Annotated in this window: 23 protein-coding genes; 7 read left to right on the forward strand and 16 right to left on the reverse strand. The window is 33.1% G+C overall.

Features of this window, described 5'->3' with window-relative positions:
* Positions 1-62 precede the first annotated feature (62 nt).
* From ACHZDT_RS08985 to ACHZDT_RS08995, 3 genes are read right to left on the reverse strand one after another with little or no spacing between them, the layout of a single operon-like run.
* Positions 63-1,238: a hypothetical protein gene (locus tag ACHZDT_RS08985; protein ID WP_394774292.1), complete on the reverse strand. Its 1,176-nt coding sequence runs from the start codon at positions 1,236-1,238 to the stop codon at positions 63-65.
* A complete protein-coding gene (locus ACHZDT_RS08990; protein ID WP_394774293.1) occupies positions 1,235-1,804 on the reverse strand; it encodes a hypothetical protein in 570 nt (189 codons plus the stop codon). The genes ACHZDT_RS08985 and ACHZDT_RS08990 overlap by 4 nt, the downstream gene beginning before the upstream one ends.
* 46 nt (positions 1,805-1,850) lie before the next feature.
* Positions 1,851-2,237, reverse strand: coding sequence for a DUF2157 domain-containing protein (locus ACHZDT_RS08995; RefSeq protein WP_394774294.1), 387 nt, complete (start codon positions 2,235-2,237; stop codon positions 1,851-1,853).
* 226 nt (positions 2,238-2,463) lie between these two features.
* Between ACHZDT_RS08995 and ACHZDT_RS09000 the strand changes: the two genes are divergently transcribed.
* On the forward strand, positions 2,464-3,528 hold the full coding sequence (locus tag ACHZDT_RS09000; protein ID WP_394774295.1) for a polysaccharide lyase family 1 protein: 1,065 nt from the start codon (positions 2,464-2,466) through the stop codon (positions 3,526-3,528).
* Positions 3,529-3,598: 70 nt separating this feature from the next.
* On the opposite strand, the gene argH is transcribed toward ACHZDT_RS09000, so the two are convergent.
* The 12 genes from argH to ACHZDT_RS09060 all read right to left on the reverse strand — a co-directional run bounded on the left by argH (position 3,599) and on the right by ACHZDT_RS09060 (position 17,880).
* Positions 3,599-4,879 carry an argininosuccinate lyase gene (gene argH / locus ACHZDT_RS09005; protein WP_394774296.1) on the reverse strand — a complete coding sequence of 427 codons (1,281 nt, stop codon included), beginning with the start codon at positions 4,877-4,879 and terminating at the stop codon, positions 3,599-3,601.
* 213 nt (positions 4,880-5,092) lie between these two features.
* Entirely contained in the window at positions 5,093-6,163 is a 1,071-nt protein-coding gene (locus ACHZDT_RS09010; protein WP_394774297.1) for a M20 family metallo-hydrolase, read from the reverse strand.
* An 85-nt stretch (positions 6,164-6,248) separates the two neighbouring features.
* Positions 6,249-7,022, reverse strand: a complete 774-nt coding sequence (gene argB, locus ACHZDT_RS09015; RefSeq protein ID WP_394774298.1) for an acetylglutamate kinase — start codon at positions 7,020-7,022, stop codon at positions 6,249-6,251.
* Between the two features lie 103 nt (positions 7,023-7,125).
* The gene (locus ACHZDT_RS09020; protein ID WP_394774299.1) at positions 7,126-8,073 is read right to left on the reverse strand and encodes an N-acetylornithine carbamoyltransferase; all 948 of its coding nucleotides are present in this window, start codon (positions 8,071-8,073) and stop codon (positions 7,126-7,128) included.
* A gap of 90 nt (positions 8,074-8,163) precedes the next feature.
* On the reverse strand, positions 8,164-8,553 hold the full coding sequence (locus tag ACHZDT_RS09025; RefSeq protein ID WP_394774300.1) for a GxxExxY protein: 390 nt from the start codon (positions 8,551-8,553) through the stop codon (positions 8,164-8,166).
* Positions 8,554-8,659: 106 nt separating this feature from the next.
* The gene (gene proB, locus ACHZDT_RS09030) at positions 8,660-9,421 is read right to left on the reverse strand and encodes a glutamate 5-kinase (RefSeq protein WP_394774301.1); all 762 of its coding nucleotides are present in this window, start codon (positions 9,419-9,421) and stop codon (positions 8,660-8,662) included.
* Between the two features lie 206 nt (positions 9,422-9,627).
* On the reverse strand, positions 9,628-10,821 hold the full coding sequence (locus tag ACHZDT_RS09035; RefSeq protein ID WP_394774302.1) for a glutamate-5-semialdehyde dehydrogenase: 1,194 nt from the start codon (positions 10,819-10,821) through the stop codon (positions 9,628-9,630).
* 83 nt (positions 10,822-10,904) lie between these two features.
* On the reverse strand, positions 10,905-12,044 hold the full coding sequence (locus ACHZDT_RS09040) for an aspartate aminotransferase family protein (RefSeq protein WP_394774322.1): 1,140 nt from the start codon (positions 12,042-12,044) through the stop codon (positions 10,905-10,907).
* A 149-nt stretch (positions 12,045-12,193) separates the two neighbouring features.
* Positions 12,194-13,171, reverse strand: a complete 978-nt coding sequence (gene argC / locus ACHZDT_RS09045) for an N-acetyl-gamma-glutamyl-phosphate reductase (RefSeq protein WP_394774303.1) — start codon at positions 13,169-13,171, stop codon at positions 12,194-12,196.
* Complete coding sequence (locus ACHZDT_RS09050; RefSeq protein ID WP_315223318.1) at positions 13,164-14,357, reverse strand: argininosuccinate synthase domain-containing protein; 1,194 nt, start codon at positions 14,355-14,357, stop codon at positions 13,164-13,166. The genes argC and ACHZDT_RS09050 overlap by 8 nt, the downstream gene beginning before the upstream one ends.
* 65 nt (positions 14,358-14,422) lie before the next feature.
* The gene (locus ACHZDT_RS09055; protein ID WP_394774304.1) at positions 14,423-15,064 is read right to left on the reverse strand and encodes a GNAT family N-acetyltransferase; all 642 of its coding nucleotides are present in this window, start codon (positions 15,062-15,064) and stop codon (positions 14,423-14,425) included.
* Positions 15,065-15,609: 545 nt separating this feature from the next.
* Complete coding sequence (locus ACHZDT_RS09060; RefSeq protein ID WP_394774305.1) at positions 15,610-17,880, reverse strand: M1 family metallopeptidase; 2,271 nt, start codon at positions 17,878-17,880, stop codon at positions 15,610-15,612.
* Positions 17,881-18,067: 187 nt separating this feature from the next.
* Between ACHZDT_RS09060 and ACHZDT_RS09065 the strand changes: the two genes are divergently transcribed.
* From ACHZDT_RS09065 to ACHZDT_RS09075, 3 genes are all read left to right on the forward strand, one after another.
* A complete protein-coding gene (locus tag ACHZDT_RS09065; protein WP_394774306.1) occupies positions 18,068-18,919 on the forward strand; it encodes an aldose 1-epimerase family protein in 852 nt (283 codons plus the stop codon).
* A 10-nt stretch (positions 18,920-18,929) separates the two neighbouring features.
* On the forward strand, positions 18,930-19,481 hold the full coding sequence (locus ACHZDT_RS09070) for a GNAT family N-acetyltransferase (RefSeq protein ID WP_394774323.1): 552 nt from the start codon (positions 18,930-18,932) through the stop codon (positions 19,479-19,481).
* 133 nt (positions 19,482-19,614) lie between these two features.
* Positions 19,615-20,169 carry a DUF3575 domain-containing protein gene (locus tag ACHZDT_RS09075; RefSeq protein WP_394774307.1) on the forward strand — a complete coding sequence of 185 codons (555 nt, stop codon included), beginning with the start codon at positions 19,615-19,617 and terminating at the stop codon, positions 20,167-20,169.
* On the opposite strand, the gene ACHZDT_RS09080 is transcribed toward ACHZDT_RS09075, so the two are convergent.
* Positions 20,170-20,397: a VF530 family DNA-binding protein gene (locus tag ACHZDT_RS09080; protein ID WP_394774308.1), complete on the reverse strand. Its 228-nt coding sequence runs from the start codon at positions 20,395-20,397 to the stop codon at positions 20,170-20,172.
* A gap of 212 nt (positions 20,398-20,609) precedes the next feature.
* On the opposite strand from ACHZDT_RS09080, the gene smpB reads away from it, so the two are divergent.
* From smpB to ACHZDT_RS09095, 3 genes are all read left to right on the forward strand, one after another.
* Complete coding sequence (gene smpB, locus ACHZDT_RS09085) at positions 20,610-21,065, forward strand: SsrA-binding protein SmpB (RefSeq protein WP_394774309.1); 456 nt, start codon at positions 20,610-20,612, stop codon at positions 21,063-21,065.
* 76 nt (positions 21,066-21,141) lie between these two features.
* Positions 21,142-21,783, forward strand: coding sequence for a hypothetical protein (locus ACHZDT_RS09090; RefSeq protein WP_394774310.1), 642 nt, complete (start codon positions 21,142-21,144; stop codon positions 21,781-21,783).
* Positions 21,784-21,872: 89 nt separating this feature from the next.
* Positions 21,873-22,922: a Fic family protein gene (locus ACHZDT_RS09095; protein WP_394774311.1), complete on the forward strand. Its 1,050-nt coding sequence runs from the start codon at positions 21,873-21,875 to the stop codon at positions 22,920-22,922.
* Positions 22,923-22,954 lie beyond the last annotated feature (32 nt).

The raw sequence follows: 22,954 nt of genomic DNA on the forward strand, positions 1-22,954 counted from the left end.
CACAGATTAAAATGATTTTATAGATTTTTCAATCATTTTAATCCTTTAATCTGTGGCAACTTTTAAAAAGTTCCTTCTGAACCTCCACCACTAAATCCTCCTCCACCATATTCCATTGGAGAAATTGGTGCTTTTACTTCTGGTTTTATTCCAAAAGCTGAAGCAACAATTAAAGCTTCGGCATTTAGAATCGTATTCGAATTATTGATTCTGTCCGGCTTAAATGTCAATCCTGCTTCGTTATCTTTCAGTTTTTTTATCGAAAAATACGCTATTGCGAATAAAGCTAATCCGCCAAGGGTTAAAGCAACTTCTATTGGTAAAACTGAATAATAAAATCGTATTGTATAAATCGAAAATCCAATCGCTAAAAAGCTGATCCAAAGCATGATTCTATCTTTTGTTTTTAAAGCCTGAACCAAATACACCATCGGAACGATAAAAGTAAAAGCATAAAAGAAAATAGCAAACGGAATATCAGTTTCCGGAAGAATTTCATTTCCTAAAAGTTGTACCGAAAGTTCTCTGACTACTAAATAATTACACGAAAGATAAAACAATATCAGGCAGAAACTATTGGCTAATAATACTCCGTTATAGTAATAACTTTGTTTAAGTGTATTTAAAATTCTTTTTGTGAAAAAGTAAAATACAGCCGAAACCAGCATTACAACAAACGGCAAAATAGATTTTGCGATTCCGCCCAATTCAAACATTCCGTAAAATAAAACTGCCGAAGCTGCTAAACAAAAAACCAACAATGACAATAAATGCAAATATCTTCTATACATTACAAAAGCTGCGATTGCTGTAAAAAGTGCAATCTGTAATTCGTAACCTTCGGTTGTTATGGCAATTGCACAACCAACATTTAAAATAGCGCCTAAAATAAAAGCATCGTCTAAACCATGTCCGTAATATTTATTATTTGCCAGAATTTCTGCCCCACCAAAACCGACAGCGGCAAAAATATAACAGCAAATCTTAAAAAAAGTATTTTCAGAATTTGAACCGGTTAACCCTAATAATGCAATTACGCCACAAACAGACAAATACAAAAATGCACCTAATAAAAAGAATCCTAATCGTACCAGAATATTGCTTTGTCGTTTAAAAGCAGGTAATTCTTTCTTGATTAAGTTCTTTTGTTCTTTACTAATAAATCCCGCAGATTCTAATGAATTTGCTTCGTCAACTAAGGCTAAATTGTCTAATAAATTTTTGTCGTATACTATCATGCTGCAACTTCTTTATTGAAGGTTTTAATCAATTTTATAAACATTATTATAGAGCCAATAAAATATACCGGAAGTAACATAATAAATAACATCCAGACATCAGAGAAATTAATGTTTTCGAAAATTCTCATAATGAATATATTTAATCCAATATAAGCGTAGATAATCATAAAAACATATAACGAGATTGCCTTTAGTTCGTGGCTTATTTTGTAGAAATAATAGGAAGATGCAGCTAAAACGACCACAAAAAGTAACCAGATTCCCTGCTCAAAATATTCTACGAGACTACTAATTGTTGCAATGCTGATGATATGCAAAGCAAATGTTAGATAGATAATATTAAAATGTGTTTTTAGCTGAATTCGGTTACTGTAAATCGTCCATAAAATAAGTAAAACTCCCAAAACTATTGCCGAGTAACTTAAAGTCTGATCTTGGTGAAAATTAATAGTATTTAATAAATCCTGAGGCGATACCGAAAGTCCAACGTAAGCTGCTAATCCAGTAATGGCAATAGTTAACACACTCTTATTATCGAAATAATACGCACAAAAAAAACTCACAACCGTGGGGATTAAAGTTGCTAATCCGTAATGTGTCCCGAAAGGTTTATATTGAAATTGTAAATATCCTATAAATATACAGGTGAGAATATTTGCTGCTAAAACTAAAATATTCTAAAACAGGATGGTCGAAAGTAGTTTCTGATTTCTGAAATCCTTTAGAATTTTTAAAACAGAAATAAAAACAAACTCCTATAACAATTAACAGAAGCGACAGAATCGCAATATGACCAATGCTATCAATATTATTATAAATTAAAACGCCTATTCCTGAAGTAAATAATAAAATAGATAAATACAGGAACAATTTTAATTCTGCGTTTAAAGAGAAAATATTCAAATTTCTATAGGAACTGATTTCCTGATATTGATTCTCTGTAATAAGATTTTTTTCTAAAAGTGCTTTAGCAGCCTGATCATCAAACTTATTCATATATTATATTTATCGCCGTACAATCAAAAATAGTGTTTTTAGTTTGAAAAAAAACTCTAGCAGTAAAAAAATCCCTACTAAACATAAAGTTGCTCTATTATAATTTTATTGCTAATTATAATATTTTACTAAAATTATTGATCGTATGCTTTTATAATTTAAATTCGTGCAATCGATTACATTAAAACTATCTAAGACTAAAACCACAAAAAAATCAACATTTAAAATGAAAAAAAATCTCATTCTGCTCTTTTTATTATGGAGTATTTCAAATCTTTTTGCACAAAACTATTATATGCAATCTCCGGAAGGATTTGGCGCGCAAACAACTGGCGGAGGAAGTGCAACTCCTGCTATAGTAACATCTTATGATGAATTATTAACCAAAATTAAAAGCAATAATCCTGAAGTAATTTTAGTTTCCGGAACAATTACAATTCCTGCCGGTAAACCCATACAACAAGTTGTTTCAAACAAATCTATTATAGGATTATCAGGCGCAAAACTTGTAAACGAAAACCAATCAAATCCCGGAGCAGGAATTTTATATCTTAAAACTGGTTCTAATAATGTAATAATTAGAAATCTGACTTTTATTGGTCCCGGCGCTTATGATATTGACGGACAGGATAATTTAACTGCTGATTGTACAAACCTTTGGGTAGATCATTGTGAGTTTCAGGATGGTCAGGATGGGAATTTTGACAATAAAGGCAAAACCGATAATGTGACTATTTCGTGGTGCAAGTTTACCTATTTAAAAGCTCCAAAATCCGGTGGTTCCGGCGGAGCAGATAATCATAGTTTCAGTAACTTAATTGGTTCAAATAAAAATGATTTTCCTATGGATGGACATTATAGTATTACTTTTAAAAATTGTTTTTGGGCAGAAGGCTGTAAACAAAGAATGCCTCGTGCGAGAAATGCCGAAATCCATATTATAAATTGCTATTATAATACCTCAGAATCTGGTTCTGTGGCTATTGGTTTAGGCGGAGGAGTTAAAAATTCAACTTGTTATGTTGAAGGAACTGATTTTGCCAATGTTGAGAAAGTTTTTAAAGAATACATAAGTACTGATGGCGGAACTGTTGGAATTGCATTTTCTAATTGTCGTAAAGTGCCAATGGATTTTGGTTCACCAGCCAATAAGCCTACTTATAAATACACAACTATTCCACTTGGCAAAGTAGAAGAATATGTTACAAATAAGTCCTGCGGTGCCGGAGCTACATTACAAGTTAGTTCTACTGGCTTAATCTCTAGTAATTGCAATAATAAAGCTAATTAAAATCTAATTTTCATAAAAAAGGCCGATTTGTATTTGATACAAATCGGCTTTTTTTGTGGATGAAAATACTTTAAAAAGCTGCTTTCATTTTATCTTTAATTGCATCTAAACATAAGTTGTTGATACTTCCTTCGTGCGTGTGTTTGGTTTCTTTTGGCGATTGATAAGTTCCCGCTTCCAGTTGTTCTGCAACCGCTTTGTATGCATCTCTAAAAGGCATTCCGGCAACAACCATTTCGTTTAAAGTATCAACTGTAAACAGATAATCGTATTTTTTATCTTTTAAAATATTGTCTTTTACTGTGATATCTTTTACCGAGAAAATCGCAATATCTAAACATGCTTTCAGGTTTTGAAGTGCAGGAAATAAACCTTCTTTTAAAAGCTGTAAATCTCTGTGATAACCGCTTGGTAAGTTATTTGTAATTAAGGTGATTTCGTATGGAAGTGCCTGAATCTTGTTGCATTTTCCTCTGATTAATTCAAATACATCCGGATTTTTTTTGTGTGGCATAATGCTGGAACCTGTTGTAAGATGTGCCGGCAAACTGATAAAATCAAAATTCTGGCTCATATATAAACAAACGTCCATTGCAAATTTAGATAATGTTGCTGCAACGCTGCTCATCGCAAAAGCAACCGTTTTTTCAGCTTTTCCACGGCTCATTTGAGCTGCAACGGCGTTGAATTTCAATGTTTCAAAACCTAATTCTTGTGTGGTAAATGTTCTGTTGATTGGGAAAGAGCTTCCGTAACCAGCTGCAGAACCTAACGGATTTTGATCTACAATTTTTGAAGCTGCATTTAACATCGTAACATCATCTATTAAACTTTCGGCGTAAGCTGAAAACCACATTCCGAATGATGATGGCATTGCGATTTGCAAATGTGTGTATCCTGGCAATAAAACATTTTGGTGTTTCTCCGCCGATTCCATTAGCAAATCAAAAAGCGTTTTTACTTGTTCTTTTATAGCTTTTAATTCATCTTTTAAATATAAATGAACGTCTACCAAAACCTGATCGTTACGGGAACGTGCGGTATGGATTTTCTTTCCGGCATCGCCTAATTTGACAGTTAGCAAATATTCTATTTTAGAATGTACGTCTTCAAAACTGTCTTCGATTTCGAAGTTTCCTTTTGCAACGTCAGCGATGATTTCGTTTAAAGCATCAACCAAGGAAGTGGTTTCTTCCTGAGTTAATAATCCTATTTGCCCAAGCATTTTAGCGTGTGCAATTGAACCTAAAGCATCGTATTTTGCGAGAACCAAATCAAGTTCACGGTCATTTCCAACTGTGAAATGTTCGATTTGTTTGTCTGTTGCAATTCCTTTTTCCCAAAGTTTCATAAGCTGTATGTTTTTTTGTTTCACAGAGTTTCTCGAAGAAAAAATCAAAGATTCACAAAGTTTTGTTTTATTATTATGTTTCTTAATTCCTGAATGTCCTAGCCCCGATAGCAATGGAAATCCTTTTATTTTTTTTCTTTAAAAAAATAAAAGATTGGAACGGATAGCGGGAAATAGCTCCTTATCCTTCGACTCCGCTCAGGATGACAAGGATTATAATTTAAAGAAATCGGTTAGTATTTTAATATACAAGTCGACTCCTTCTTCGATTTCGTTGATGAAAATAAATTCGTCTGCTGAATGTGACCGCAGGGTTTCGCCTGGTCCGAGTTTTAAGGATTGACAACTCAAAACGGACTGATCTGAAAGTGTTGGTGACCCATAAGTTGTTCTTCCTAAAGCTATTCCGGCTTGAACTAAACCGTGTGCAATAGGAATAGATGATGCGTTTAAATGCATGGATCTTGGTGTTACTTCGGCATTTACATTTGCTTTTACAACTTCCAAAATTTCGGTATTTGAGTAACGATCGGTTACGCGAATATCAACAACTAAATCACATTCTGATGGTACAACATTATGCTGTTTTCCTGCGCTGATTTGCGTTACGGTCATTTTTACGGGACCTAAAACATCAGAGATTTTGTCGAATTTATAGTTTTTAAACCATTCCATTACCGGAATTGATTTGTATAATGAATTATCGTCGTTTTGGTGCGCTGCGTGACTTGCCGTTCCTTTTACTTTTACGTCAAGAACTAACAAACCTTTCTCAGCGACAGCCAATTGCATTAAAGTGGGTTCACCAACAATGGCACAATCTAATTCAGGTAAATGTTTTAAAACGCTGTTCAAACCGTTTTTTCCGCTGCTTTCTTCTTCTGCCGAAGCTACAATTACAATATTATATGGTAAACTTTGATTTTCATAAAAGTGAACAAATGTCGCCAATAATGAAACTAAACATCCTCCGGCATCATTACTTCCTAAACCAAATAATTTGCCGTCTTTTTCAATCGCTTTAAACGGATCGTTGGTATAAGCTTGATTTGGTTTTACGGTATCGTGGTGTGAATTCAGTAAAAGTGTTGGTTTGTTCTCGTCGAAATATTTATTGAAAGCCCACACATTATTGTTTTCTCTTTTAAAAGGAATCTCGTTTTGATTGAACCAATTTTCTATTAAAAGTGCTGTTTGATCTTCTTCACTTGAAAATGAAGGTGTTTCGATAAGGCTTTTTAATAAACTAATTGCTTCCTGGGTAAGCGTTTCTATATTTTTCATTTTTAGTAGGTACTGAGGTACTAAGGTTCTGAGGTTCTAAGATTGCAAAAGTCTTAGTTTCTTAGCAACTTAGCAACTTTTTTCTTTATAATGTAATTGTTGTATGAAGAACATCTGGGTTTTGAAGCATTTTGTGATGCCCAATTTTGATTTTTTGAACGCCTCTTGATAAACTATTGAAACAATTATCCAGTTTCGGAATCATTCCGGAATGGATTACTTTTTCGGATTTTAGTTTATTGTATAGTTCTTCGTTTATTTCTGTTATTACAGAATTATCGTCTTCTGAATCTTGCAAAACTCCTTGTTTTTCAAAACAATATGTTAGCGTAACATCAAATACTTCAGACAATGCAATTGATAATTCGCTTGCAATTGTATCAGCATTTGTGTTTAACAATTGTCCGTTTTTGTCGTGTGTAATGGCGCAGAAAACGGGAACTATTCCTGTTTCAAGCAACGTTTTTAATAAACTTGTATTAACTTGTTTTACATCGCCTACAAATCCGTAATCAATCGTTGGATGATTTCGTTTTGTGGATTGAATTAAATTTCCATCAGCTCCGGAAAAACCAATTGCATTATTGCCTTTCGCTTGTAATTGCGCTACAATATGTTTGTTGATTTGTCCGGCGTAGATCATCACGACAACGTCTAGCATTGGAGCATCGGTGATTCGGCGTCCATCAATCATTTGAGGAACCAAACCAATGCTTTGAGCCATTTTTGTAGCCGATTTTCCACCTCCGTGAACTAAAACTTTATATCCTTCGATCTTAGAAAAATCAGTTAAGAATTGTTCTAACTCGGTTGGGTTGTCAATTATATTTCCGCCAATTTTTATTACTTTAACGTTCATTTCTTTCAAGGTTCAAAGGGACAGAGGTTCAGAGGAACAAAGATTTTTGTGACGGTTTTAAAAACCTCTGAACCTTTGCAACTTTGCGCCTTTGTACCTCAAATTATAACTTTTTTAAAATCTTTTGTAGAACTAATTGTGCCGAATACGTTCTGTTATTCGCTTGTTGAATTACGATTGAATTCTCGCTGTCGATTACTTCATCAGTCACAATTACGTTACGACGAACCGGAAGGCAATGCATGAATTTTCCGTTGTTAGTTAAAGCCATTTTTTCAGCTGTAACCGTCCAATTTGAATCTGTGTTGGTTACTTTTCCGTAATCGTTGAAGTTGCTCCAGTTTTTTACGTAAACGAAATCGGCATTTTCGAACGCTTTATTTTGATCGTATTCGATTTTACAGTCTTTTGTGATTTCGGGGCTCAATTCGTAACCTTCCGGATGTGTAATTACAAAATCCATATCTTTTTGCATTTGCATCATTTCTACGAAAGAATTGGCAACCGCTTGTGGCAATGCTTTTGGATGCGGTGCCCAAGAAAGCACTACTTTTGGTTTGTGTTTCGTTTTGTATTCTTCCATTGTAATTGCATCTGCCAAAGATTGCATTGGGTGACGAACAGCACTTTCCATGTTCACAATTGGAACGGTTGCGTATTTTAAGAATCCTGAAATCACCGTTTCGGCATAATCTTTTTCTTTATCAACCAAACCTGCAAAAGCACGAATGGCAATAATATCACAATATTGAGATACTACTTCTGCCGCTTCTTTAATATGTTCTGAAGCTCCGGAATCCATTATGGCGCCGTCTTCAAATTCTAATGTCCAGCCTTCGTTGGTAAAGTTCATCACCATAACATTCATTCCTAAGTTTATAGCGGCTTTTTGAGTACTCAAACGCGTTCTTAAACTCGGGTTAAAGAATAACATTCCTAAGGTTTTGTTTTTCCCTAAGTCTTGATTTTTAAGTGGATTCTTTTTTATTTTTAATGCGCTTTTTACCCATTTTGATAATGAGTTGATATCTTGTATTGAAATATAATTCATTGTTTTTTGTATTGTGTTTTTTTAGACGCGGATTAAAACTGATTCGCTTTGCGAAAACGCGGATAAAAACTGATTTTTTCTTTTCCTTTTTTACTTTCTTATTTTTCTACTATTTTCGAAAACTTTCCGTTTGAATTCCGGTTTCTTTCCAAAATTCAGGAGTAAACCGACCTCGCAATTTGTTCCTCTTAAATAATTTAATATTTGATTTTCGAAAGCTGCTGCAATACTATCAGCCGCTTTTAATTCAAGAATAACTGAATTTTCAACAATTAAATCTGCATAATATTCTCCCACTTCAATTCCTTTATAATAAACTTCTATTTTTCTTTGAGCTTCAACATTTAAACCTTTACTTTTTAATTCCAAGTACAGGGAATTTAAATAAACCTTTTCTAAAAATCCATATCCTAATTCATTATAAACTTCATAAAAAGTTTTAATAATGACATCAGTTAACTTTTGATGCAATAATTCCATTTTCTAATTTTGAACGAAATATACTACTTAAAAATTAAATCAAATATTAAAATCCGTGTAAATCTGCGTCTTCGCGATAGCGAATCCGTTTCATCCGCGTTCTATATTATACAATCTTTGTAAAAGCAATTTCATCATTTAACGCTTTCAAGATAAAATTATCATTCAATCCGTTGACGATCCAGGTTTCGATGTTGGCTGCTTTTGCGATTCCGGCTGCTTCAATTTTGGATTGCATTCCGCCTGTTCCGTGTGACGATTTTGATTCTCCGATTTCTTTTTCTAATACTTTTAAATCATTTACTAATTTAATCGTTTCAGGATTTTCATCGTGAATAGAATCTTTTGTATAAATTCCGTTTGTATTTGTCGCAATAATCAGAATGTCCACATTTAAAAGAACCGCGGTTAAAGCCGCTAATTTATCATTATCCCCAAACCGAATCTCATCTGTGGCCACGGTGTCATTTTCATTGATAATTGGAATGTAATTGTTTTCGACCAAAACATTTATGGTATTGACAATATTGACTTTCGATTGGTCTTTTTCAAAATCGGAATATGAAAGCAAACATTGCGATGTCAACAATCCTAAATCGCTGAAATTCTCGTGGAAAATCCGCATTAAATGTGGTTGTCCAATTGAAGCTAAAGCTTGTTTTAACGCAATTTCTTTGCCTTTGCTTTCGAGTTTTACAAATTGTTTAGCGGCGGCGATTGCTCCTGAACTTACTATTACAAATTCGTAATCTTTGTTTAAAGCGGCAATCTGCATACCTATATCTTCAATCTTTCCCCGCGAAATATGATTGGTTTCCTTAGTTAAAGTATTACTTCCTATTTTTAATAAAATCCGCTTTTTAGTCATTTTTTCTAAGTGGCTAAGGTTCTGAGTTGCTGAGGCTCTAAGTTTTTTATATTGTAAACGTTTTTTACCGCAATCCCGATAGCTATCGGACGCAAAGCTTTGTTTTTAATAAATTCCAAAATTTAAATCCAAAATTCCAATAATCTGAAATCAAAAATCGTTAATCATCAATCTACAATCTACAATCTGAACTCTAAAATCTAAAATCATCTTGTTTGTCCATCTCCGTAAACATACCATTTATTGGTTACAAGATGTTGTAAACCAATTGGTCCGCGTTGATGTAATTTATCTGTGCTTATTGCTAATTCTCCGCCTAAACCAAATTGTCCGCCATCGGTAAAACGTGTTGAGGCATTTTGATAAACGGCTGCGGTATCAACGGCATCCATAAATTCCTGTGCCACTTTATCGTCTCTGGTAATAATTACTGCCGAATGTCCGCCACAATATTTGTTGATTTTTTCGATTGCATGTTCTTCAGAATCAATGGTTCCGATTACAATTTTATAATCCAAAAATTCTTCGTACCAAATATCTTCGTTTTGAAGTGTTTCTGTGTCTTCGAAACTTTTTAACGATTCATCGACAATTATTTCTACTTTATGTTCTTTTAATTTTTCAATCAAAATTGCTGTAAAACCTTCGAAGTTTGGCAATTTAGAATCTATTAAAACTTTGTCAACGGCATTACAAGCCGAGATTTTAGAGGTTTTGGCATTCAAAATTACTTTTAAAGCCAAATCTGTATCTGCGTCTTTATGAACATACACAAAATTATTTCCACGTCCGCTTACAATTACAGGACAAGTGGCGTGTTGCTTGACAAACTCAATTAATTTTTCTCCTCCTCTGGGAACAATTAAATCAACTTTTTGAGTTGGTTTTTCTAAAAATGCCTGAGTTTCTGCACGATTATAGTTTAAATACTCTACCCAATTTTTCGAAACTTCATTTTCCTGTAAAGCCTGATGCCATAAATCAACAATTTTTAAGTTTGATTTTAAAGCTTCTTTTCCTCCTTTTAATAAAATTTTATTTCCGGATTTAAAGGCAATTCCACCAGCTTCAATTGTAACGTCCGGACGAGATTCATATATAATTAAAATTGTTCCGAATGCTGCCGTTTTATTAATGACTTTGATTCCATTATCATGAACAAAATGAAAGCGCTCCACTCCAACCGGATCTTCCTGAGAAGCTAATTGGTTTAAAGACAAAATCATCTCATCGACTTTTTTATCATCTACTTTCAGGCGTTCTTCCATTGCCAAATCTGAACCATCGTAAGCGAGCAAATCTTCCTGATTGGTGAGAATAATTTGACTCCGCTCCTGCTCGACCAGCTTTGCCATAGATCCCAAAACCAGATTTCGTTTTTCAATTGATAATGGACTCATTTTTTTGGTTTAATTGGTTAATTGTTAGTTCGTTTAATCGATTACCAGTTAAACGATTAAACGAATTAACAGTAATGGTAAACTTAGTTTTGAAGCTCTTCTAAACTTTCTTTTAAAGCTACAATAAAAGTATCAATATCTGATTTTTTCACTGTAAGTGGCGGCAAAATTCTTAACAGATTTTTGTTGTTTGCACTTCCTGTAAAAATATGTTTCTCGATAATTAGTTTTTTTCTTAATGCCGCAACATCAAAATCGAATTCAATTCCAAGCATTAAACCTTTTCCTTTTACTTGTTTGATTCCCGGAACTTGTTTGATTTGTTCTGAGAAATAAGCCGAAACTTCGTTTACATTATCTTGTAATTTCAATTTCTCTATTACATCAAGAACCGCAATTCCTGCAGCACAAGATAAATGGCTTCCGCCGAAAGTAGTTCCTAATAATCCGAAACTTGCTTCAAATTTTGGAGAGATTAAAATGGCTCCAACCGGAAATCCGTTCCCCATTCCTTTTGCAACTGAAATGATATCAGCGTTGATTCCGTGATGTTGAAACGCGAAAAATTTTCCGCTTCTTCCGTATCCTGATTGTACTTCATCTAAAATTAAAACAACATCATGTTTTTTACACGCTTTTTCCAATGCCTGAAAAAATTCTGTTGTTCCTTCATCTAATCCTCCAACTCCTTGAATTCCTTCGATAATTACTGCCGTAACATCTCCTTTTGAAAGTTCTGCTTCAACTAATTCGATTTGATTCAGCGGTAAAAAAGTAACTACTTGCTGTGCATTAATTGGCGCTACTATTTTCTTATTATCTGTAACGGCAACGGCTGCGGAAGTTCTTCCGTGAAAAGAATTATGAAAAGCTACAACTCTTGATTTTCCGTTATGGAAAGATGCTAATTTCAAGGCGTTTTCGTTTGCTTCTGCTCCTGAACTGCACAAAAATAATTCGTACTCTTCTAATCCTGAAAGTTTTCCTAATTTCTGAGCCAATTCTACCTGCAAAGGATTCTGAATTGCATTTGAATAAAATCCTAAATGATCCAATTGATTTTTTAGTTTTTCAACATAATCAGGTTGCGTATGGCCAATCGAAATTACACCATGTCCGCTATATAAGTCTAAATATTCCACTCCGTTAATGTCTGTAATTGTGCAGTCTAATGCTTTTACAGGAGTTATGTCATAAAGTGGGTATACGTTGAATAAATTCATATCTTTTGTTTGTTTTGTTTCAGGTTTCATGTTTCAAGTTATGCACAGAGTGAAACTTGGAACTTGAAACTTGAAACTATTGTTAAGCTTCGTGTTTTTTTTCAAGCTGCGTACGGAACTTGAAACTTTAAACCTGAAACAAATTTTTCCTAAAATCCGCTTGGTTTCAAATGTAAACCGGTGGTTTCTTCTAATCCGAACATTAAATTCATGTTTTGAATCGCCTGTCCCGAAGCACCTTTGGTTAAGTTATCAATGATTGAAGTGATTAAAATCCGGTTTCCTTTTTTCAATAAACTGATGATACATTTGTTAGTTTGAACGACTTGCTTCATATTGATGTTTGTCGTTGTAACGGTTACAAAAGGTTCGTTTTTATAGAACTCCTGGTATTTTGCAACGGTTTGTTCCAGGCTTTCGTCTGAAATTGTATATAAAGTTGCAAAAATCCCTCTTGGAAAATCTCCTCTGTTTGGAATAAAAAGTAAATCACTTTCGAAATCCTCTTGCAATTGAACCAAACTTTCAGAGATTTCTCCTAAATGCTGGTGCTCAAAAGCTTTATAGTGTGACATATTATTGTTTCTCCAGCTAAAATGAGAAGTTTCAGAAAGTCCAACTCCTGCTCCGGTACTTCCGGTTGTTGCATTAATATGAACGTCATTATTCAATAGATCATTTTTAGCTAAAGGCAACAAAGCCAATTGAATTGCTGTTGCAAAGCAACCCGGATTTGCAATATAATTTGCTTTTTTGATATCTGCTTTATTCAATTCGGGTAAACCGTAAATAAAATCTTTTCCGTCAAAATGAGCATCTTTATTCAATCTGAAATCATTTCCTAAATCAATGATTTTCGTGTGACTTGCAAACTGATTTTCCTGTAAAAATGAAATAGATTTTCCGTGACCTAAACACAAGAAAACAACATTTACATTTGGATTTACAACATCAGTAAAGTTCATTTCGATATCTCCCATCAAATCATGATGTGCCACAGAAAGAGGTTTGCCCGAATTGGTCGTGCTGTAAACAAAATCGATGTTTACATTGGGATGATACATTAATATTCTGATAAGTTCTCCGGCTGTGTAGCCCGAACCACCAATTATTCCAACATTAATCATGATCTAAATGGTTTACGGATGAAAATATGTTTTGGGCATTTCCTAAAATCTTAATAAATCCTTTTGCATCATCAGATGTCCAGGCGTTGTTCATTTCTCCGTATTGACCAAAACCTGTGTTCATCAAATCATTATCTGATTCAATTCCGTCAAGCGAAAAATGATATGGTTTTAGTGAAACGGTTACAACACCATTTACCGTTTTTTGTGTGTCTTGCAAGAACGTTTCGATGTTACGCATTACAGGATCTAAAAACTGACCTTCGTGAAATAACATTCCGTACCAGTTTCCTAGTTGTTCTTTCCAATATTGTTGCCACTTACCAAGTGTATGTTTCTCTAATAAATGGTGCGCTTTGATGATAATTAACGGAGCAGCAGCTTCAAAACCAACTCTTCCTTTAATTCCTATAATTGTATCTCCAACATGGATATCTCTACCAATTGCGTACGCATTCGCCAGTTTTTCAAGTGCTACAATATTATTTGAAGGTTTATCTAATTGACCGTTGATTCCAACTAATTCTCCTTGCTCAAAATGCAATCTTACTTTTTCCTCGCCTTCTTTTTTCAATTGTGACGGATAAGCGTCACTTGGCAATGGCTGGCTTGAGGTCAAAGTTTCTTTTCCTCCTACGCTTGTTCCCCAAAGTCCTTTATTGATCGAATATTGTGCTTTTTCCCATGAATAGTGAACTCCATTTTGAGCTAAATAATCAACTTCTTCTTGTCTTGATAATTTTAAATCTCTAATTGGCGTAATAATTTCAATTTCCGGAGCGATGGTTTGAAAAATCAAATCAAAACGAATTTGATCGTTTCCTGCACCTGTACTTCCGTGTGCGATGGCGCTTGCTCCTACTTTTTTAGCATATTTAATGGCTTCAATTGCCTGAAAAACGCGCTCTGCACTTACTGATAATGGATAGGTATTGTTTTTTAATACGTTTCCGAAAATCAAATATTTTATTGCTTTATCATAGTATTTATCTACGATTGTCAGGTTTGCGTGTTGTGCGCTTCCTAATTCGTAGGCTCTTTTTTCAATTGCTGATAATTCTTCTGCATCAAATCCTCCTGTATCTACAAGTACGGTGTGAACTTCATATCCTTTTTCATTTTTTAAATATTTCAAACAATACGAGGTATCTAATCCTCCACTATAAGCTAATACAACTTTTTTCATTTTTTATGATTTTGGCTAATACTTTCGTATGTAGCAAGTTTGAGATTTCTTTTTTGATTTAATTCTTAAGATAAAAAACCGAAAGACAATATTTTCCCTAAGAATAAAGCTTGTTTTATTTTTTTCAATCTTTTCAAAACAGCTTCATTGAATGGATGTCTTGGCGGATCTTTTTGTTTTTCTTTCGGGTCATACAACATTCCTGTACAAAGACACATTTTGTTGTCTTTGCTTTTTAGGATTTCATAATTGGTACAGGTTTTACAGCCTGACCAAAAACTTGGATCTGTTGTAAGTTCTGAGAATGGTACTGGTTTATATCCTAAATCAGAGTTGATTTTCATTACGGCTAAACCGGTTGTAATTCCAAATATCTTAGCATCCGGATATCTTTTTAGGGAATAATCGAAAACTTTTGATTTGATTTTTTTGGCCAAGCCCAAACTTCTGTAATCCGGATGTACAATTAAACCGGAATGTGCCACGAATTTTCCGTGCTGCCAACTTTCGATATAACAAAAACCTGCAAATTTTCCATCTGCTAAAGCAATCATCGCATCACCGCTCGACATTTTTTTCTGAATGTATTCAGGAGTTCTTTTAGCAATCCCTGTACCTCTTAATAAGGCAGATGATTCTATTGTATCGCAAATTTCCTGTGCGAATTTGAAGTGTTCTTCCTGAGTAACAACAATAGAGATTTTCATTTCAATAGTTGAAGTTAGAGTTAAAAATTAAAACGTATTGTTTAGTTTGAAATCCTGAATTCAATCCAATAAAAATAGACAAAATAGAAGTAACATTCTCAAAATCAAAAACTTGATTAAGAAAATTAAAAAAATAATATATACTTTCAGGATATGTTTGTCCAATGGACAAATTGTGTGATTTCAAAATGAAAAATGAATATAAATAAATACGCGGCGAAAAACTCTGTGAATACTATAGAGATAGTATCCGTACTTCGGGAGAAGTTACAGGTGAGTTTGTCCGTGACAAAGAAGTTATATGTAAACTTATTTTATTCATTGGTGCAAAAGTACACTATTTTTTTATTTCCAAAACAAAAAATTAAAATTCTAACAATTTTTTAATGAAATGTTGGTTTTTTTTAAAGGCGCTAAGATTGTGAGTTACTAAGGTTCTAAGTTGTTTAACTCAAAATTTAATAATCCAAAACCTGGAATTTGTAATAAAAAGAAAACCCGATAGCTATAATAACTATCGGGTGTAAACTTTGCTTTATTTATCTTTATTTTTTAGTAAACGGTATTACTTGTCCGCTACCTAAAATAATCATATCGAATCCTGTTTTTGCTTCATTAAATTTAAATTTCAATCCTGCACTAGTTGACTGAAAAGTATCTTTTTCGTTTTCTACAGCAGTTACACTAAACTTAGGAAAGTTTGTAATTTCGACATTTAGTGTTCCATTTTTTTCGGTAAAATCAATTTTCAAAGGTGCTGTTGAAGTTGAATAGTTTCCTAAATAACCATCTAAAACAACATCTTTCTCTACTTTACCGTTTCCCAATGTCCACGTATTATTTGCTTCATTATTATCCGGAAAAAGGTGTTCAGGATCAAGTGTTATACTTTCAATTTCTTCGGTAGAATTATGTTTAAATGTCCAAACGGTATTACGTTGCCAAATTTCTACTGGCAAATTAACTCTGGTAACTTTTCCGCTTTTAGTTTTTATATCTAAAATAACCGGCATTGGCATTTTATCAAAATTTTCAATCGTAATTGCTACTCCTTTTGCCGGATCGTTTTTGATATATTTTATCGAATTAATTCCCTGATCAAAACGCCAGTTGTTTACAAACCAGCTTCTCCAGAACCAGCTTAAATCTTCGCCGGCAACGTTTTCCATCGATCTGAAAAAATCATCAGGTTGTGGATGTTTGTATGCCCAACGTTCTATATAAGTACGGAAAGCAGTATCAAAACGCTCTTTTCCTAATACTTGTTCTCTTAAAATTATTAAGGCTGTACTTGGTTTAAAATAACATAACATACCAATATTAGCTTCCTTCATATTATCAGGAGAACTCATTATAGCTTCTAAATTTGGTCTTGTAAATGATTCTGCTCCTTTATGAAAATCTGTTGGTTCTTCAATATATTCACCTTTATTAAATTCTGCAGTACTTAATGAATTAATAAAAGTATTGAAACCTTCGTCCATCCAACCGAATAATCTTTCGTTTGAACCTACGATCATAGGAAACCAAATGTGTCCAAATTCATGATCTGTAACTCCCCATAAATCTTTTCCTTTAGATTCCCATCCGCAAAAAACGATTCCGGGATATTCCATTCCGCCTTCATTTCCTGCTACGTTTGTCGCTGCCGGATAAGGATATTCAAACCATCTTTTAGAGTAATTTTCTATAGCTGCTTTTACATATTCAGTAGAACGTCCGTAAGCATCTTGCCCAGCACTTTCTATCGGATAAGCAGATAGGGCCAGTGATTTTTTACCACTTGGCAAATTAATTTTTGCTCCGTCTAAAATAAAAGCTGGTGATGATGCCCATGAAAAATCACGAGCATTTTTTATTTGATAATGCCATGTTTTTTCGCCGGTTGCATTTGTATTTGCAGTTGCAGCAACTTCATCAGCAGAACGAATCATGACGGTTTTATCACTTAAAGAAGCTTCTTTATAGCGTTTGAACATTTCTGCCGGCAATACTTCTGAACCATTCAATAATTCTCCTGATCCTACAACAAAATGATTGGCAGGAACGGTAAGTTTTATATCGAAATCTCCATATTCTAAATAAAATTCCGAAGCTCCTAAATATGGCGCAGTATTCCAGCCTTTCACATCATCATATACGCACATACGCGGATACCATTGTGCAATGGTGAAAATTTTACCATTTTTAGTATCTAAAACTCCCATTCTGTCTGATCCTTCAAGAGGAGCGATGAACGAATATTCGATTTTTATTTTTACAGCTGCTCCTTTTGATGCTAATTCCTCGGGAAGGAATATTTGCATTCTGGTATCTGTAATTACATATTTTGCCTCAATTTCAGTTTTTTTCTTTCCAACAGAAATTACTTTTACGGATTTGATTTTATTTCCTCCGTCAAAAAGCTGACCCTGAGCTCCGTTACGACTTCCTGTTAAAGGTACAACTGAATTTCCTCTTGAATCTTCTTTGAATAAATTCTGATCCAGATTCAACCAGACAAATGACATTTTATCAGGACTATTATTGGTATAAGTGATTTCATCTGTACCAGTAATTTCATTTGTAGTTCCGTTTAATTTTGCTGTTATCTGATAATCAGCTCTGTTTTGCCAGTATTCAACTCCTGGCTGACCACTTGCAGAACGAGTTGGCGTTCCGTTTTTTGTATAAAATTGCGGTCCAAACGCATCATGATAATTGTAGTTATTAACTGGTTTTACTGCTGTTGTTGCAGGCGTTTGTTGCGCCCAAACAGAAGAAATTCCAACAAACAAAGCCATCGTTAATAGGGCTTTTGACGATTGTATTTTCATATTTTTTAGCTGTTTATCTAGCAAATTAATGAAAAAAAAAGCTATTTACAGAGAAAACAAGATTCATAAATTTAATTTTAGCAAAATTTTATCAGAAAAATAATTTGAAGCATTTTCCTGAAAAACTAAAATTTATAAAATATATTTACATCAATCTAAAAATTAATTCATTTCAATTATACATACTTTGAATACAACTATTTCAAATTCAACACTAAGTGCTTCTATTAAACATTCCGGAGCCGAATTATTTTCGCTGAAAGACAATCAAAATAAAGAATATATTTGGGAAGGTAATCCCGATTTCTGGGGGAAACATTCTCCAATCCTTTTTCCAATTGTTGGCACTTTAAAAAATAACAAATACACAATCAACGGAACAGAATATCAATTACCAAGACATGGTTTTGCTCGTGATATGGAATTTCAGCTGATTAATAAAACGGATAATAGTGCTGCTTTTTCATTAAAATCTGATGTGGAAACGTTGAAAAAATATCCTTTTGAATTTGAATTACAATTAATTTATACTCTTGAAGAATCTTCATTAAATATTGAATATAAGGTAATCAATAAAGCTGAAGGGAAAATGCCTTTTTCAATTGGAGCTCATCCCGCAATTGCTTTGCCTGAAAATTTCGAAAATTATGCCTTTGAATTTGAAAAAGAGGAAACTTTAAAATATTATCTTTTAGAAAGTGATCTAATTTCTAACAAAACCAAAGTTTTAGAAACAAAAGATAATTTAGTTCCTTTAAATTATAAATTATTCGAAAACGACGCTTTAATTTTTAAAACTTTAGAATCGAAATCATTGACTATTCTTGAAAACTCAAAACCTTATATTAAGGTTGATTTTGAAGATTTCCCCAGCTTAGGAATCTGGACTAAGGAACAAGCTTCGTTTATTTGTATTGAACCTTGGTTGGGATACTCTGATACTGATGAAAATTCAGGAGATTTATTCGAAAAAGAAGGAATTTTGGTTTTGGATAAAAATAAAACTTTCCATGCAAAATTTACCATCACAATATTATAATTTCAGACAAATGTTAGAATTTAACTTTACTCCGTTTCCTGTAATCGAAACTGAACGTTTGCTTTTAAGACGAATAACAAACGATGATATAAATGAAGTTTTCGAATTACGTTCGAATCCGGAAACGATGAAATATATCCCAAGACCATTGGCTAAAAATCCAGAAGATGCATTAGCGCATATTGCTATGATTGAAGATAAAATTGTAACAAATGTGGGTATCAATTGGGGATTAACGCTAAAAGGTAATCCTAAATTACTTGGAATAATTGGGTTTTACAGAATGCAGCCTGAAAATTTTCGCGCTGAAATAGGCTATATGTTATTACCTGAATTTCATGGAAAAGGGCTTATTCCTGAAGCTGTAAACCGATTAATTAAATATGGATTTGAGGATTTAAAATTACATTCGATTGAAGCTGTAATTGATCCTGAAAATTTTGCTTCTGAAAAAGTATTACAAAAATGCGGTTTTGTTAAAGAAGCGCATTTCAAGGAATCTGAATTTTATGAAGGACGCTTTCTTGATAAGGTAATATACTCATTATTAGAACCTAAGTAATATTAATTATTACACACAAAAAATATTCCTATTAATTTAATACATTTTGATAATAGTAACTAATGGTTTACGTTATATTTGCACGCGAAATAAGCGGTAAAGACTTATTTTTTATACCACGAAAAACTATTTTATGAAAAAATTTCTAATTGTAATTGTTCTTTTCTTTTCGATTCAATCTCAAAGTCAGACTTTTATTAAATTTAATGCTGCAACAGCTTTACTTGCAATACCTAATGTGGGTATTGAGACAAGCATTGGAAAAAAATTGACTTTTAGTGTTGATGTTATGGCTTCGTTCTGGGAATCTTTTAACGGACATAGTCCAATGAAATTTTACACATTAACTCCTGAATTACGCTACCATTTTAAAGAAAAATACGATGGTTTTTATGTAGGTGGTCATGCTGGTCCGGATATTTACGAAATTCAAAAATGGAATTATTGGGATACTAACAAATATGAACATGGTTTTGGTTACCGTTTAGGTGTTACAGTTGGATATAATATTAAAATAAGTGATAAATTTTTACTTGACGTTTTTGCCGGAGCAGGTTGGCATCAAGGTTTTTATCATGGTTATTATAATGACGGAACTCCAGGAAGATATGAAAAAGCGCCAAACTGGAATAAAAGCGGCGAATGGCTTCCTTACCGTGGTGGGGTAATGCTTTCTTATAAATTATAATTAATTACTTAATTTAGGTAGTGATTTTAAGTATAAATCTTCTACTTTTTTTCGAGCCCAATCGGTTTTTCTTAAAAAAGTCAAGCTTGATTTTACACTTGGATTTGATGTGAAACATTTTATCGGAATTAATTCTGCTAAAGTATCAAACCCGTAATGATCTACTAATATTTCTACTATTTTTTGAAGTGTAATTCCGTGTAAAGGATCTTTTGATTGATTTTGCATTTTTATATTTCTTTTATAATACTAAAAGACCGTACCCAAAAAGTACGGTCTTTCTTTTTTTACAAAACTAGTAAATTGAAATGTAAATAATCCAATTATTTAACAAACTTAGCCCAAAGCTCTTCTTTGAAAATGATTAAAATTCATAGATTAAACAATGTTTAATTATCTTTGATTGCGCCAAAGTTTTTATTTTACTTACATTTGCACTTATGTTAAAAACAGTCAATATACTTAATAAAAGAGCTCGATTTGATTATGAGATAATCGATACTTATACTGCTGGAATTGTTTTATCCGGAACTGAAATTAAATCAATACGATTAGGAAAAGCGAATATCACAGAAAGTTTTTGTGAGTTTAGTAATCTGGAACTATTCGCTATAAATACTTATATAGAAGAATATTCATTTGGAAATCAGTTCAATCATAAATCAAGAAGCGAAAGAAAATTACTTTTAAATAAAAAGGAATTAAAAAGTCTTCATAAAAGTGTTCAGGCAAAAGGTCTTACAATTGTCCCGTTGAAATTGTTTACCAATGAAAAAGGACTGGCAAAATTACAAATAGGTCTTTGTAAAGGAAAGAAAACGTACGACAAACGTGAATCTCTTAAAGAACAAGACACAAAACGTGATTTAGACCGAATCAAAAAAGCCTACAACTAATATATTTTTAAGCAACAGAAGCCTTTACTTATATTTTATACGTATTTTTACTACAATAATTTAAAAAAATTATAATATGAAAAAATACTTAATTTTATTAATGATTGCTTTTGCGCTTTTCAGCTGTGGTACTAATACTTCTATTGTAAATAGTTGGAGAGATCCAAAAATTACAGTCGCTCAGGAAAATTTCAAAAAGGTTTTAGTAGTTGCATTGGTAAAAGATGAAGCTTCGCGAAGAATAACTGAAAATAGAATTGCTGCCAGTAATGAAATTTTCAAAACTTCATACCAATACTTAAACGAAGCGACCAAAAATCTTACTCAGGAGCAAAAATTAAAAATATTGCACGACGAGAATTTTGACGGAGTTATCACTTTACGTTTAGTAAGTACCGAAAAAGAAACCGAATATGTTCCCGGAAGTTATACAGGTATGTATTACGGCGGATTTGATGGTGCATACACCGGCATGTATGGTTATGGCTTTGGAAATTGGTACGGCATGTATTCTCCCAGCTTTTATGATCCTGGTTATTATCAGGAAACTACATCATATATGGTAGAAACGAATGTTTTTTCATTAAAAGAAAATAAATTAATTTGGACAGGAACAACAAAATCAGATTATGTTACTGATTTAGGATCAACCGTAGACGCAATTATGCAAACTGTGGTTGCCGAAATGAGAAAAGACGGTTCGCTTCCAAAAAAATAAATTTTAAAGCAATAATTAGTTTATTGCTTTTTTATATCGAAATAAAATGACTAAATTTGTCAAGACAATTTAAATCATAATATTAAAAAATGAAAACACTTCTTAAAAACGCGAGAGAGCAAAAAGGTTTAAAAACTCGTGAAGTGGCACAAATTCTGGGTATTGATCAGGCGCTAATAAGTAAATTTGAATCAGGAGCAAGAAAACCAACCAGAGAACAAATTTCAAAACTTTCTCAACTTTTAGAGATTGATTTTGAAACTTTGATGATTGCATGGTTAAAGGAAAAAATTCTTTATGAAATTGGCGATGATGAATTTGCCTTAAAAGCTTTATTGGTAGCAGAACAAGAAATTAAATACAATAAAACTGTTTCAAAATTAAAGATTTCAAGCACACTTGAAAATCTTTTAAAAGAAATTGATGTTTTAAAATCGAAATTAGACAGTTATCGTCAATATGACAGCTATAGAATTACCCAGGCATTAGAATTAGAATATACTTTTGAAAGTAATCGAATTGAAGGAAATACAATGACACTTCGGGAAACTGATATGGTTATTAACGAAGGTTTAACGATTTCGGGCAAAAGTATGCGCGAACATTTAGAAGCAATTAATCATCAGGAAGCTATTGGTTTTATAAAAGACCTGATGCAAAGAAACGTTTCATTAAATGAACGCGATCTTTTATCAATCCATAATCTAATTCTTCGCGGGATAATTCCGGAAGATGCCGGTCGTTACAGGAAAGTACAGGTTATGATAAAAGGCAGTACACATATGCCGCCACAGCCTTTTTTGGTAGCTAAACAAATGGAAGACTATTTTATTTGGTATGAAATCAATAAAAACAAATTACATCCAATTATTCTGGCTGCCGAAATGCACGAGAGATTAGTCACAATTCATCCTTTTATTGATGGAAACGGAAGAACTTCCCGTTTAGTAATGAACCTGATTCTATTGCAAAAGGGATATATAATTGCAAATATAAAAGGAGATTATGATACGCGCATGCAATATTATCAAACTTTAGAAACTGCCCAAACTAAAAACAACAAAGAAGACTTTTTGCTTTTTGTTGCTAAAATTGAGAAAGAAAATCTGGAGCGATACATTGGTATTATTGCTCAATAAAACAAAACCCACTAAATAATTAGTGGGTTTCT

The sequence above is a fragment of the Flavobacterium sp. genome (genome assembly GCF_043722275.1).
Lineage (GTDB): Bacteria > Bacteroidota > Bacteroidia > Flavobacteriales > Flavobacteriaceae > Flavobacterium.